The following is a 13,103-nucleotide window of genomic DNA, read 5'->3' on the forward strand; positions in this document are numbered from 1 at the left end:
GCCCCTCGGTTCCGCCCTGCCGACATGCGGGGCATGCAGCAGGGCTCTCGTGCTGGGGCACAGGTGGGGGGCAGGACCGGACGACACATGGCGCATGAACGCGCGTTGGGCGGCATGGGGCCAAGGATTTGATTTAGTATTGATCGTGCTTCTGATCCGATGCATGACCTTCGATCCGCGGGATAGCGACCATGAAGAAGCTTTTGATTCCCCTTGTCGTGATCGCCGCGCTGGCGCTCGCCTTCGGTGTCTGGTGGCAAGGTCGCCACCGTCCAGGCGCCGGCGAGCTGGTGCTCCATGGCAATGTGGATATCCGCCAGATCGCGCTGGCCTTCGACGGCACCGGCCGGGTGACCGAGCTACGTGTGGAGGAGGGGGACAGCGTCAAGGCAGGTGCCGTGCTTGGCGTGCTCGATACGCGTACGCTGGCGCTGCAGGCCGAACAGGCGCAGGCGCAGATCGACGTGCAGGAACAGAATCTCAAGCGTCTGCGCAACGGCTCCCGCCCGCAGGAAATCGCCCAGGCGCGCAGCCGCCTGGTGGCGGCACAGGCTGACGCGGCGCGGGCCCGGCAGGACTATTCTCGTCTGCAGGAAGTCGCCGTCAGCACACAGGGGCGCGGTGTCAGTGCCCAGGATGTTGACCGGGCCCGCAGTACCTGGCAAGTCGCCCAGGCCACGGTCGGGGAACGCCAGGAAGCCTTGCGTTTGACTGAACTCGGTCCGCGCGAGGAGGACGTGGCCGGTGCGGAGGCGCAACTCAAGGCATCCCAGGCACAGCTGGCGCTGCTGCGCCACCAGATCGCCCAGGGCACGCTGCTGGCTCCGGCAGATGCCGTCGTGCGCTCCCGCTTGCTGGAGCCCGGCGACATGGCCACCCCGCAAAAGCCGGCGTTTGCGCTGGCCTTGACGCATCCGAAATGGATTCGGGTCTACGTCAGCGAGCCGGATCTCGGCCGCGTCAAACCGGGCATGGCCGCCCGTGTAACAACCGACAGCGCGCCGGATAGGCCCATTGATGGCACGGTTGGCTATATCTCGTCGGTGGCCGAGTTCACGCCAAAGTCGGTGCAGACGGAAGAACTGCGTACCAGTCTGGTCTACGAGGTGCGCGTGCGCGTCGAGGATCGGGATAACCAGCTGCGGCTCGGGCAGCCGGCCACGGTGCGCGTTGTCACTGGCGGGCAGGACGATGCGCGCCACCGCTGAGGAGGCAGCCTCATCGGATGCCGTGGTGCTGGCACGGCAGGTCGGCAAGACATTCGTTTCGCCTGGCGGCGAGCCGTTGCAGGCTGTTGCTGGGTTGTCTTTCAGCGTGGCGCGTGCGGCCTTGACTGCGCTGGTCGGTCCCGATGGCGCCGGCAAGACCACCCTGATGCGCATGATGGCCGGGCTGCTCAAGCCGGATAGCGGCAGCCTGGCGGTTCTAGGCATGGACGTGGTCCACAGCCCGCAGGCGGTACAGGACCACATCAGCTACATGCCGCAGCGCTTCGGCCTCTACGAGGATCTGAGCGTCCAGGAGAATCTTGATCTCTATGCCGATCTGCATGGCATCTCGGCGGATCTGCGCCATGCACGCTTCGAGCGGCTGCTGGAGATGACCGACCTGACGCGCTTCGTCGATCGTCCGGCCGGCAAGCTGTCGGGCGGCATGAAACAGAAACTGGGTCTGACGTGCACCCTGGTGCGCTCGCCCAAGCTCCTGCTGCTCGACGAGCCCAGCGCCGGCGTGGATCCCCTGTCGCGCCGCGAGCTCTGGAAGATCCTGCAGCAACTGGTGGATGACGAGCATCTCAGCGTGATTGTCAGTACAGCCTACATGGACGAGGCCGAGCGCTGTGCGCAGGTGTTCGTGATGAACCGGGGCACGTTCCTGGCGCAGGGTGAGCCGGCGCAGCTGGCAGCGCGGGCACGTGGCCTGACATTCCTGGCCGTGCCGCCATCCGGCATGCCAGCCCGTGACCTGCAGGCGCGGCTGCTCGATGCCGAGGCGCTGATCATCGATGCGGTGCCCAGGGGCGGGGCGGTGCATTTTATCCGCCGGCCGGAGGCGGCGACCGCACCGCTGGCGCAACTGCTTGACGGGCTCGTGGCGCAACCGCGCCGCGAAACCCTGGAAGATGCCTTCATGATGATGCTGCGCCAGCATCATCATGGCGAGAGCCGCTTGCCCGGGCCGCATGCCGCCTTGCCGGTGGCTGGCCAGGCCACGCCTGCCGGGCCTGCCATCGTGGTGCGCGACGTGGTTCGAAAGTTTGGCGACTTTACAGCGGTGGCGCAAACTTCTTTCGACGTTGCACGCGGCGAGATCTTTGGCCTGCTCGGGCCGAACGGCGCCGGCAAGACCACGACCTTCCGCATGCTCTGCGGACTGCTGCCGGCCACTAGCGGCCGTCTCGAAGTGGCCGGGGTCAACCTGCGGACGGCTCGCGCACAGGCCCGCGCACATATCGGTTATGTGTCGCAAAAATTTGCGCTGTACGGCAACCTCACCGTCCAGGAAAACCTGGAGTTCTTTGGCGGTGCCTACGGTTTGCGTGGGGCCGCGTTGCGCGAGCGCGTCGCAACGGTGATGCGGCAGTTCGGCCTGGCGCCCGCCGCGGTCAGCGGGGCGCTGCCGGTCGGTTACCGGCAGCGTCTGGCGATGGCGGCGAGCCTCCTGCACCATCCGGAAATTCTGTTTCTCGATGAGCCCACCAGCGGTATCGATCCTCTGGCGCGCCGTGCCTTCTGGCGTACCATCACGGCCCTGGCGCAGAGCGGGGTGACCGTGATCATCACCACCCATTTCATGGAGGAAGCCGAGTACTGCGACCGTATCGCCATTCAGGACGCGGGCACGATGCTTGCCCTGGGCACCCCGCAGGCAGTGCGCGCGCAGGTTGGTGATGTGGCGGGGAGCGACATGAACCACGCCTTTATCGCCGTTGTTGAGCGCAGCCGCCATGCGCTACCCCCAGCTGGCGACTGCCGCATCGTGGAGCACACGGCATGAGTTCCGGCCAGCTCGTGGATACCAGCGGCGCACTCCGCCGCTTTCTTGCGCTGCTGCGCAAGGAAATGCGCCAGATGGTCCGCGACAGGAGCAATCTGGCCGTCGGCCTGCTCCTGCCGATCGGGCTGATCCTGCTGTTCGGCTATGGCTTGTCATTCGATGTGGAGCACGCGCCGGTTGCTGTGGTGCTGGAAGACCGCTCACCAACCGCACGCATGGTGGCCGAGAGCCTGGATGGTTCGCGCTATCTTGCGCCCGTGCGCGTGGCTAGCATGGCCGAGGCGCATGCCTTGATGCGTGCAGGCAAAGTGGACGGGATCGTGCGCATCCCGGTCGATTTTTCGCGTCGCTTCAATGCCGGCGAGGGCCGCGTCCAGTTGTTGCTCAATGGTGTCGATTCGACCTCGGCCGCCACCGTCGAAGGCTACGTGGCAGGGGCGGTCGCCACCCAGGCGCAGAAGCAGTCTGACCGCTCCGGCAACGACGCCCCGCTCGCGGGCAGTGTGGAAGTGGTGCAGCGGATGTGGTTCAACGAAGCAGGCGAGAGCCGCTGGTATCTGGTGCCGGGCCTGATTGTGCTGGTGCTCACGCTGATCGGTGCGCTGCTGACGTCGTTGCTGATCGCGCGTGAATGGGAGCGCGGCACGCTGGAGTCACTGTTTGTCACGCCGGTGCGGCCCCTGGAGATCGTCCTGGCGAAAATTGCCCCGTATCTGCTGGTGGGCGCGGTCGACCTGGCGATGTGCCTGCTGGCCGCGCACTTTCTTTTCCATGTGCCCATGCGCGGTTCGCTTGCACTCGTCGTAGCTTCCTCGATGCTCTATCTCACGGTCTCGCTGCTGCTTGGCCTGTTCCTCTCGGGCGCCATGCGCAACCAGTTCCACGCGGGGCAGATGGCTTCGCTGGTCAGCTTCATGCCTGCCCTGATGCTGTCTGGATTCGTATTCGATCTGCGCAACGTGCCGCTCGTCATCCAGGTGGTCAGCCAACTCCTGCCTGCCACGCACTTCATGGTGCTGATCAGGACGCTCTTTCTGGCAGGCGACCATTGGCCCACCATCCTGCGCAGCACCGTAGTCCTGAGCCTGTACGCCGTGGCGCTGGTCTTCGCTGCACGCGCCACGGTGCGCAAGACACTGGAGTGAGGCCATGATCGCCACCATCGCCCGGATTGGCGCATTGATCCGCAAGGAGATCCTGACGCTGCTGAAGGAGCCCTCCAGCCGTGCGATCCTGTTCGTCCCCGTGCTTATGCAGTCCATGTTGTTCGGCTATGGCGCGACGTTCGACCTGACCCATGTGCCATACGCGATCCTCGACCAGAGCCGCGGCGCCGCTTCCACCGAACTGTTGGCCCGGCTGGATGGCACGGGGGTGTTCGACCGCGTTGCGACACTGACGTCGCCGACGCAGATTGCCCAGGTGATCGACGAGAATCGGGCCTTGCTCGTGCTGAGCGTGCCGGCCGACTTCGAGCAGCGTCTCAATGCCGGCGGGCGGGCGCCGCTGCAGGTGATCCTCGATGGCCGTAATTCCTCCACCGCCAGCGCTGCCGCGCGCTATGTCGGCGCCATCGTGGCCAGCTATAACGCCGCGTTGGCCGAAGGCGCGCCTGCGGTCAGCGTCGAGCGGCGCGCCTGGTTCAATCCGAATCTTGAGTCGCGCTGGAACCTCATGCCCGCGCTGATCGGTACGCTTAGCATGTTGCAGACCTTGCTGATCGCGGCCTTATCAGTGGCGCGCGAGCGCGAGCATGGTACGTTCGACCAGTTGCTGGTTACTCCATTGACACCCCTGCAGATCATGGTCGGCAAAGCCATCCCGGCGATCCTGGTCGGCATGCTGCAGTCGACGCTCATTTTTCTCATCATCCGTTTCTGGTTCCAGATTCCGATGAACGGGTCGGTCGGCCTGCTGTATCTGGGACTGCTGGTCTTTACCGGTGCGGCGGTGGGCATCGGGCTGTCGATTTCTGCCCTGTCGCTGAACATGCAGCAGGCCATGCTGTACATATCGCTGCTCATCATGCCGCTGACCATGCTGTCCGGCCTGATCACGCCGATCCGCAATATGCCGGAGGTATTGCAGATCGTCACCTACGTCAATCCGCTGCGCTTTGGCACCAGCATTGTCAGGCGCGTCTACCTGGAAGGCGCGGGCCTGGCCGATGTGGCGCTGGACTTTGTGCCACTGCTGGTGATCGGCGCCGTCACGCTGCCCCTTGCGGCCTGGCTGTTCCGTCACCGCCTTTCCTGAGACGCGCCGTGCAGAGAGGCGCTGGCGGCGGTTTTCCGCGCCAGCGCGCATGTGCGTGCGTCACCCGGGAGGGTGTCCTAGACCGGCTCGGCTGGCAGGCTGCGCTTGTGGGCCGAGTTTCGATACGTCCGCAGGATGATTTCCATGGCCTGCGGATCCACCGGCTTGCACTCCAGGAAATCGTCGATCTGCTCATAGGTCACGCCGAAGGCATCCTCGTCCGGCTTCAGCGGGGCGAGGGCTTCGAGGTCGGCGGTCGGCACCTTGAACACCAGTGAATCAGGCGCGCCCATCAATTGCGCCAGCTTGCGCACGCGCCGCTTGTTGAGCCCCGTGAGCGGCGTCAGGTCGGCCGCGCCATCCCCATGCTTGGTAAAGAAGCCCATCAGCGCCTCCGCTGCATGGTCGGTGCCGATCACCAGCCCATGGTGGGCGCCGGCGACCCCATACTGGGCAATCATGCGCTGGCGTGCCTTGATGTTGCCCATCACGAAATCCTCGTGCTTCTCGTCACGGAAGGCCACGTCCGCCTGCTTCAGCGCGGCCAGCATGCCGTCGGCCGCGGGTTTGATATTGACGGTTACGAGGCGGTCGGGACGGATCACCTCGAGGCACTGCTGCGCCTCGGCTTCGTCCTTCTGCACGCCGTAGGGCAGGCGCATGGCATAGAAGGTTGCATCGTAGCCCTGGTGGCGGGCACGCTCCACGGCGCGCTGGGCAAGGCAGCCTGCGGTCAGCGAATCCACGCCGCCGCTGATGCCGAGCACATACGAACGCATGCCGGCGCGTACCAGGTAGTCGGTCAGGAAGGCAATGCGCCGCTCGATTTCCTGTTCCGGATGAAAGTCCGCCGAGACCTTCAGCGCAGCGGCAATGGTCTGTTGCGGAGTCTGGGACGTCGACATGGCAGGGCAATCCTCTGAAAAGTGAAAGGCGGAACGGGGGCGTACACAGCGGACACGCGGGCTGGGGCCCGCATACCGGTACAGCTCACAGCAGCATGCATATTTTGCGCCAGGCGGCGCCGCGTGACCAGTGCGGCGCACGTCGTCGTCTATCGCTCGGGCAGGGCCGCAGCGACGCGGCCATGATAACGGGCCATGGCAGGACGGGAGCCGCCGGGCTCGCCGCTGTCAGCCGTGCCGCCTATATTGAACGGTCGGGGCCGGGCCATCCCTCCCGTTTGGGTCGTATATCGATCACTTTGTTGTGGTGCAAAAAATTAGACGATATGTATCGTTTTTTTGTATTTTCATGTTGACCTTTTACGAGGAAGGACCTAAAGTTCTAACCAATCCCGATTACCGGTACTTAATGTTCCGGATTCGTGAGTAATTCCACCTAGGAGATACGAGATGTCCGATCCCAAGAATCGCAGCGTCGTCAAAGGCGTGCAAAAGATGACCCCGTCCGAAGCCTTCGTCGAAACGATGGTCGCCAATGGCGTGACCGAAATGTTCGGCATCATGGGCTCGGCCTTCATGGACGCCATGGATATTTTTGCGCCGGCCGGCATCCGTCTGATCCCGGTGGTGCACGAGCAAGGTGCGGCGCATATGGCTGACGGCTATGCCCGCGCCAGCGGCCGCCATGGTGTGACGATCGGCCAGAACGGCCCCGGCATCAGTAACTGCGTGACCGCCATCGCAGCCGCTTACTGGGCACACAGCCCGGTGGTGATCATCACCCCAGAAACCGGCACCATGGGCATGGGCCTCGGTGGCTTCCAGGAAGCCAACCAGCTGCCGATGTTCCAGGAATTCACGAAGTACCAGGGTCACGTCAACAACCCGAAGCGCATGGCCGAATACACGGCACGCTGCTTCGACCGCGCGATGTCCGAGTGCGGCCCGACCCAGCTGAACATTCCGCGTGACTACTTCTACGGCGAGATCGAATGCGAGATCCCGAAGCCGATGCGCGTCGAGCGCGGTGCTGGCGGTGAGCAGTCGCTGCAGGCCGCAGCCGATCTGCTTTCCACCGCCAAGTTCCCGGTCATCCTGGCTGGTGGCGGTGTGGTGATGGGCAATGCCGTGGAAGAGTGCAAGGCCCTGGCCGAGCGCCTCGGCGCCCCGGTGGTGACTGGCTACCTGCGTAACGATGCCTTCCCCGCCAGCCATCCGCTGTGGGCCGGTCCGCTGGGCTACCAGGGTTCGAAGGCGGCGATGAAGCTGATCGCCCAGGCCGACGTCGTGATCGCGCTGGGTTCGCGCATGGGCCCGTTCGGCACGTTGCCGCAGCACGGTATGGACTACTGGCCGAAGGAAGCCAAGATCATCCAGGTCGAAGCCGACCATACCAACCTGGGTCTCGTGAAGAAGATCTCGGTCGGTATCCATGGTGATGCCAAGGCGACCGCTGCTGAACTGAGCAAGCGCCTGGCTGGCAAGACCCTGGCCTGCGACGCGACCAAGGATGCGCGTGCCCAGACCATCAAGGCCGAGAAGGACGCGTGGGAGAAGGAGCTGACGGAATGGACGCACGAGCGCGATCCGTACAGCCTCGACATGATCGAAGAAGCCAAGAAGGAAGGCGGCAAGTTCCTGCATCCGCGCCAGGTGCTGCGCGAGCTCGAAAAAGCCATGCCGCCGCGCGTCATGGTGTCGACCGACATCGGTAACATCAACTCGGTCGCCAACAGCTACCTGCGCTTCGAAGAGCCGCGCAGCTTCTTCGCGCCGATGAGCTTCGGTAACTGCGGCTATGCCCTGCCGACCATCATCGGTGCCAAGTGCGCCTCCCCGGACCGTCCGGCCATCGCCTACGCCGGTGACGGCGCCTGGGCCATGAGCATGGTCGAAATCATGACCGCCGTGCGCCACAACATCCCGGTGACGGCAGTGGTGTTCCACAACCGCCAGTGGGGTGCGGAGAAGAAGAACCAGGTGGACTTCTACAACCGCCGCTTCGTGGCAGGCGAACTCGAAAACCCGAGCTTCGCTGAAATCGCCCGCACCATGGGCGCAGAAGGTATCACCGTCGACACGCTGGAAGATGTTGGTCCGGCCCTGAAGAAGGCTATCGACATGCAGATGAACGAAGGCAAGACCTGCGTCATCGAAATCATGTGCACGCGCGAACTGGGCGACCCGTTCCGCCGTGACGCACTGTCGAAGCCGGTGCGCTTCCTGGACAAGTACAAGGACTACGTCTGATCTTGGCCAGACGGCTGGCGGGTTTGCCCGCCAGTCGGCAGCAACAAAAAAGCAGGAAGGGAAACCTTCCTGCTTTTTTTGTGCTCGTTCCTGGCAGCGCGATGCCAGTCAGGCGGACTTAGTGCCGGTGCCGCCCGGCGATGAGCTGCACGATCTCGTAGAACAGGGGATTGTCGAGCGACTTGCTCAGGTCGATGGCCAGGTTGCGCCGGTAGAACGGACTCAGGTCGAGGCCGACGCCAAGGCCGAGGATTTCCACGCCGCCGTGCTGTTCCTGCTCGGCCACCACCTGCTTGAGGTGATTGTCGAGATAGAACACGTCGTTGGCCTGGTTGGTCGCACCATCCATCGGACACCCGTCGGAAATGACGATCAGGATGCGCCGGTTCTCGCTGCGCGCGCGCAGCCGGTTGCAGGCCCACTGGACGGCCTCGCCGTCGATGCCCTCGCGGAACAGGTCTGCCTTGAACAGTGCCGCGATGTCGGTCCGGGCGCGCCGCCAACTGCGGTCGGCGTCCTTGAAGACCATGTGGCATACCTCGTTGAGCCGGCCCGGATTGGGCGGCTGGCGATGCTTGAGCCAGTCATTGCGGGCGCGTCCGCCATTCCATGCCCCGGTGGTGAAACCGAGGATCTCGGTAGTCACGCCGATCGATTCGAGTGCGCGTGTCAGGATATCGACGAGCACGGCCACTGGTTCAATATGCGCCTTCATCGAGCCCGAACAGTCGAGCAGGAAGGTCACGGCGCAGTCGGCCAGCGGCTTGTACTGCTCCAGGCGAAACAGGCGGCGCTCGGCTGGCGAACTGATCAGCTGCGCCAGGCGCCGGCCGTCGATATAGCCTTCTTCTTCGCCGAAGGTCCAGTCGTCGCGCTGCGGAATGGCCAGCACGGTGCGCAGCATGCGCGCCAGCCGGCCCTGGTTGATGCCCTGTTCACCGATGCGCTTGTCGAGCCGCTCGCGATACTCGCGCAGCAGCGCGGCCCGCACCAGCGAGGCGGCGTTGACCTCCACGTCGTAGCGGGTGGTGTACACGCGGTAGCCCTGTTCGGCATCTTCAAATGCCTTGCTGGTGCCGGTGGTCGCGGCGGTGATGCCGTCGCTTTCCTCGCTGTCGAAATCGAGCAGCAGGGAAAATGCGCTTAGCGCTTCTTCTTCCTCCTGCTTGTCGTCCTCGCCCGATTCCGCTGTGGCGTCGCGCATCATCTCCGCGACGAGGCGGGCAATCTCCAGTGCATGCGGGATATATGCCGCCTGGTCGAGGCGGTTGCGGCGCAGGCCTGCGAGCGGCGTGCCGACGCGTTCGGCGATGCCGGCGCGCGTGGCCTCCATCATGTCCTCGGTTTCCTCGAGTACCGGCTTGCCGGTCACACGGGCCCAGCAGATCTGGGCAATGGTGTAGAGCAGCAGGCCAAGATGGCTGTCGGTGAGGCCCGAATGGTGGAACTGGCGTGACCAGTCCTCGAAGCGTTCCTGCAGGTTGTGCGCCATGCCGGGCATGGTGTCCGGCACCATGGCTTCCACACGGATCTGCTCGAGTAGTTCGAAGATCAACCGTTCGACCGGATCCTCCGGGCTCAGGCGTGCATGCAGGTCCGCATTGGAATGCGCGAGCCGCAACGCCACGGCGTCGCTGACGGCGCGGTAGGCGGCAAAACCATGGGTTTCCGGCGTCACGCGCAGGTGCGGTGCATGCACGGGCAGGGCGCGTACGCCCTTGTGCAGCCGCCGTCCGCGGTAGTGCAGGTCCGGGTCGCCGGTCAGCGCCCGCAGGGCCGCGGCGCACAGCTCCTCGACCTGCTGCTGGCGGCGGGTCTGGGCTTGCACCGTGGCTGGCGTGTCGTTCACGCGGTCTCTCCACCGTGGATGAACGATTCCTCCAGTTCGGTGCCGAAGCAGCGCTGGAAATATTCGGCGACGATGGGGCGCTCGGCCTCGTCACACTTGTTGAGGAACGACAGGCGGAACGCCACGGACGGGTTGCGGAAAATCTCGCAATTCTCCGCCCAGGTGATCACGGTGCGCGGCGACATCAGCGTCGACAGATCCCCAGCGGCAAAGCCCTTGCGGGTGAGGTCGGCCACGGCCACCATCGCGGCGATCAGCTTGCGGCCCTTTTCGTTGTCCTTGCCCGGCACGCGCGCCAGTACGATGGCGATTTCCTCTTCGGCCGGCAGATAGTTCAGCGAGGCAACGATGTTCCAGCGGTCGATCTGCGCGTGGTTCAGCACCTGCGTGCCGTGGTACATGCCGGTGGCATTGCCCAGGCCCACAGTGTTGGAGGTGGCGAAGAGGCGGAAATAGGGGTGCGGACGGATCACGCGGTTCTGGTCGAGCAAGGTGAACTTGCCGTCCCGTTCCAGAATACGCTGGATCACGAACATCACGTCCGGCCGGCCCGCATCGTACTCGTCGAAGATCAGCGCGACGGGCCGTTGCAGGGCCCACGGCACGATGCCTTCCTGGAATTCCGTCACCTGCAGGCCCTCGCGGATCACGATGGTGTCTTTGCCCACCAGGTCAAGCCGGCTGATATGGCCGTCGAGGTTGACGCGTACGCATGGCCAGTTCAGGCGCGCCGCCACCTGTTCGATATGGGTCGATTTGCCGGTGCCGTGCAGGCCCTGCACCATCACGCGCCGGTCCCGCGAAAAGCCGGCCAGGATGGCCAGCGTCACATCCGGATTGAAACGGTAGGCCGAGTCGATTTCCGGAACGTGATCGTCCCGTTCGCTGAATGCCGGCACCATCAGGTCGGAGTCGATGCCGAACAGGGTGCGCACCGAAACCATCTGGTCGGGCTTGGCTAGTGTGGATTCTGTCACGGTAGTCTCCTCGGGGCAGGCGCTGCGGATGCGTGTTTCAAGAATACGCGATTTTAAAATACGAAACAAATCGTACCATTTTTTGTAACGACGTGTTGAGGTTTGTGCAATCGCGCAACGACTCGCCCGTCCGGCGCAGAAAAGCCTTCTGGTGTGATTCCTATGCCGCCTGATGAGCGTCCACGGCGCGGCCATCACGCTTGCGGGATTCCCCAGCGGAGTACCGGCGTTCAGCCGGTATTGCGCGAAAGGCACGGGCCTGCCTCGCGTCACGTGGTAACGCTCGCTGCGGATATGCAACGGGCCGGTCTGGCCGGCCCGTGCCATGCAGTACGCGGATCAGGTCGACGCACCGCTGGTTGCCTCGGTCTTGAACATGGTGCGCAGCTGCTGCCTCAGTTCCGGGGAATCGACGTGGTGATGAACGGAGACAGCATGCTGGACAGCTGCTTCCAGCAATTCATCCGCGCTGTCGGCGCTGATGGAAACAGTACAGCCAGCCTCGCTGGGATATCCCCGGCAGTCGATGGTGTGACGTGACATGGCCAACCTCCTTGCGGCGATTGACAGGTTCGAACCGCCCGTGCGGGGCGGGCCCGCCGCTGGTCAGGCGGCCTGTACTCAATATAGTGCAGGCGCAAGGGACGCGAGGCGAAGAACCATCGATGTGCAGGACCACCGAAGCGCAGCGCTGGATGCACGTCGTCCAGCTTGTAGTGCACGCCTGCGGTTCATGCTCCGGCCGGCCCCAGGTGGTTCGCCTGGCTGTGCAGGCGCCAGCGCTCGACGGCTTGCGCGATGCCGGCGAGCGTCTGGAAGACATGGACATCCGCAATCGATGTGCGCGCCAGTACCGGAGATGTGCCGCCTGCCCAGATTTCGACATGTGGAGGCAAGCTATCGCGTAATAGCTGCAGCCCCGAAATCACCGAGCGGCCAGCACAGTATGCCGAGAACGATAGCGCGACAATATCGATCCTCTGCGCCTTGGCAGCCATTGCCAGTTCTCCGATCGGCGTTTGCACACCCAGTGAAATGCACACGCTGCCCTGCAGCGCCAGCAGCGCCTCCGCCATCAGCAAGCCGAGCCCGTGCGGCTCTTCGGGGAAGGTGGTGAGCAGGACGCGCGGAACCGCAGCGCTTTCCGGCGGAGCGGGAATGGTGCTGATCGTATTGCGCAGCAGATGCGCGATCTGCTCGGTGAACAGATGCTCCTCGAACACCTGGATCTCGCCCCGCGCCCATGCTTCCCCGACTTCATGACACAGGGGCGCCGCGATTTCAATGATGAAGTCCCGGAGCCCGATGCGCATCAGCGTGGTCGACATCGCTTGCCGTAAAGCGTCCGTCTGGTGCGTCCGCAGCAGGTCGATAAAGGTGGCGACGGTCTGGTGCGCTTCGAGGGCAGCGGAGGGGAGCGCGGTTCCCTCCGCTTGCATGCGCTTGCCGTTCTTGGGCCGAGGTTTTCCTTCCTCGGCGAGCGCCAGCAATTCCTCGAATGTCTTGGACACAATCTTTCCTGGCCGATGCCCGTTGTCGACCAGGCGCCGCAGGAGCCGCAACTTCTCTACCTGCGCTTCAGGATAGACCCGCTCGTCGTTGGCATCCCGCAGGGGGACCGGAAACCCATAGCGGCGCTCCCACACGCGCAGGGTGTCCTTGGAAAAGCGTGTATCTCGTTCCACTGCGGCGATTCCCAGCATTTCCGGGGGCGCGCCGGATGGCGCTGAAGCATCTTGTTCTGTCACTGAAGAGACCTATTTGTCTAAGACAAAAACATTGTCAAAGTGTATTTCTATGCGTACTATAGATTCATTATCTAGTTTTGACCATGACAAACATGGTTTGTCCAGGTTCTACGCGTAGCCG

The 13,103-nt window shown here is 64.0% G+C and carries 10 protein-coding genes; 5 read left to right on the forward strand and 5 right to left on the reverse strand.

The features are described 5' to 3' along the window. Positions 1-191: 191 nt before the first annotated feature. From ACQ3C8_RS04955 to ACQ3C8_RS04970, 4 genes are read left to right on the forward strand one after another with little or no spacing between them, the layout of a single operon-like run. Positions 192-1,208: an HlyD family efflux transporter periplasmic adaptor subunit gene (locus ACQ3C8_RS04955; protein ID WP_428852672.1), complete on the forward strand. Its 1,017-nt coding sequence runs from the start codon at positions 192-194 to the stop codon at positions 1,206-1,208. After that, positions 1,192-2,997, forward strand: coding sequence for an ATP-binding cassette domain-containing protein (locus tag ACQ3C8_RS04960; protein ID WP_428852673.1), 1,806 nt, complete (start codon positions 1,192-1,194; stop codon positions 2,995-2,997). The genes ACQ3C8_RS04955 and ACQ3C8_RS04960 overlap by 17 nt, the downstream gene beginning before the upstream one ends. Continuing rightward, positions 2,994-4,142: an ABC transporter permease gene (locus ACQ3C8_RS04965; RefSeq protein WP_428852674.1), complete on the forward strand. Its 1,149-nt coding sequence runs from the start codon at positions 2,994-2,996 to the stop codon at positions 4,140-4,142. Before ACQ3C8_RS04960 ends, ACQ3C8_RS04965 begins: the two co-directional genes overlap by 4 nt. A 4-nt stretch (positions 4,143-4,146) precedes the next feature. Beyond that, complete coding sequence (locus ACQ3C8_RS04970) at positions 4,147-5,253, forward strand: ABC transporter permease (RefSeq protein WP_428852675.1); 1,107 nt, start codon at positions 4,147-4,149, stop codon at positions 5,251-5,253. Between the two features lie 77 nt (positions 5,254-5,330). Here ACQ3C8_RS04970 and nadE read toward each other — a convergent pair whose 3' ends face one another. Beyond that, positions 5,331-6,158: an ammonia-dependent NAD(+) synthetase gene (gene nadE, locus ACQ3C8_RS04975; RefSeq protein WP_428852676.1), complete on the reverse strand. Its 828-nt coding sequence runs from the start codon at positions 6,156-6,158 to the stop codon at positions 5,331-5,333. A 450-nt stretch (positions 6,159-6,608) separates the two neighbouring features. On the opposite strand from nadE, the gene xsc reads away from it, so the two are divergent. Next, the gene (xsc, locus tag ACQ3C8_RS04980) at positions 6,609-8,408 is read left to right on the forward strand and encodes a sulfoacetaldehyde acetyltransferase (protein ID WP_009521360.1); all 1,800 of its coding nucleotides are present in this window, start codon (positions 6,609-6,611) and stop codon (positions 8,406-8,408) included. A 118-nt stretch (positions 8,409-8,526) separates the two neighbouring features. On the opposite strand, the gene ACQ3C8_RS04985 is transcribed toward xsc, so the two are convergent. The 4 genes from ACQ3C8_RS04985 to ACQ3C8_RS05000 all read right to left on the reverse strand — a co-directional run bounded on the left by ACQ3C8_RS04985 (position 8,527) and on the right by ACQ3C8_RS05000 (position 12,919). After that, the gene (locus ACQ3C8_RS04985; RefSeq protein WP_428852677.1) at positions 8,527-10,257 is read right to left on the reverse strand and encodes a cobaltochelatase CobT-related protein; all 1,731 of its coding nucleotides are present in this window, start codon (positions 10,255-10,257) and stop codon (positions 8,527-8,529) included. Continuing rightward, entirely contained in the window at positions 10,254-11,234 is a 981-nt protein-coding gene (locus ACQ3C8_RS04990; protein ID WP_428852678.1) for an AAA family ATPase, read from the reverse strand. Before ACQ3C8_RS04990 ends, ACQ3C8_RS04985 begins: the two co-directional genes overlap by 4 nt. A 339-nt stretch (positions 11,235-11,573) precedes the next feature. Further along, positions 11,574-11,777: a DUF1059 domain-containing protein gene (locus ACQ3C8_RS04995; protein ID WP_009521357.1), complete on the reverse strand. Its 204-nt coding sequence runs from the start codon at positions 11,775-11,777 to the stop codon at positions 11,574-11,576. A gap of 188 nt (positions 11,778-11,965) precedes the next feature. Beyond that, positions 11,966-12,919 (reverse strand): MerR family transcriptional regulator, encoded by a 954-nt coding sequence (locus tag ACQ3C8_RS05000; RefSeq protein WP_428852679.1) that lies wholly within the window; start codon positions 12,917-12,919, stop codon positions 11,966-11,968. Between the last annotated feature and the right edge of the window lie 184 nt (positions 12,920-13,103).

This window comes from Imbroritus primus, from assembly GCF_964332355.1.
Classification (GTDB): Bacteria; Pseudomonadota; Gammaproteobacteria; order Burkholderiales; family Burkholderiaceae; genus Imbroritus; species Imbroritus primus.

What these genes read in the sequence shown, in the direction of transcription:
- ACQ3C8_RS04995 (WP_009521357.1), bottom strand. Translation starts at nt 11,777, where the DNA reads ATGTCACGTCACACCATCGACTGCCGGGGATATCCCAGCGAGGCTGGC.
- nadE (WP_428852676.1), bottom strand. Translation starts at nt 6,158, where the DNA reads ATGTCGACGTCCCAGACTCCGCAACAGACCATTGCCGCTGCGCTGAAG.
- xsc (WP_009521360.1), top strand. Translation starts at nt 6,609, where the DNA reads ATGTCCGATCCCAAGAATCGCAGCGTCGTCAAAGGCGTGCAAAAGATG.
- ACQ3C8_RS04955 (WP_428852672.1), top strand. Translation starts at nt 192, where the DNA reads ATGAAGAAGCTTTTGATTCCCCTTGTCGTGATCGCCGCGCTGGCGCTC.
- ACQ3C8_RS04960 (WP_428852673.1), top strand. Translation starts at nt 1,192, where the DNA reads ATGCGCGCCACCGCTGAGGAGGCAGCCTCATCGGATGCCGTGGTGCTG.
- ACQ3C8_RS04970 (WP_428852675.1), top strand. Translation starts at nt 4,147, where the DNA reads ATGATCGCCACCATCGCCCGGATTGGCGCATTGATCCGCAAGGAGATC.
- ACQ3C8_RS04965 (WP_428852674.1), top strand. Translation starts at nt 2,994, where the DNA reads ATGAGTTCCGGCCAGCTCGTGGATACCAGCGGCGCACTCCGCCGCTTT.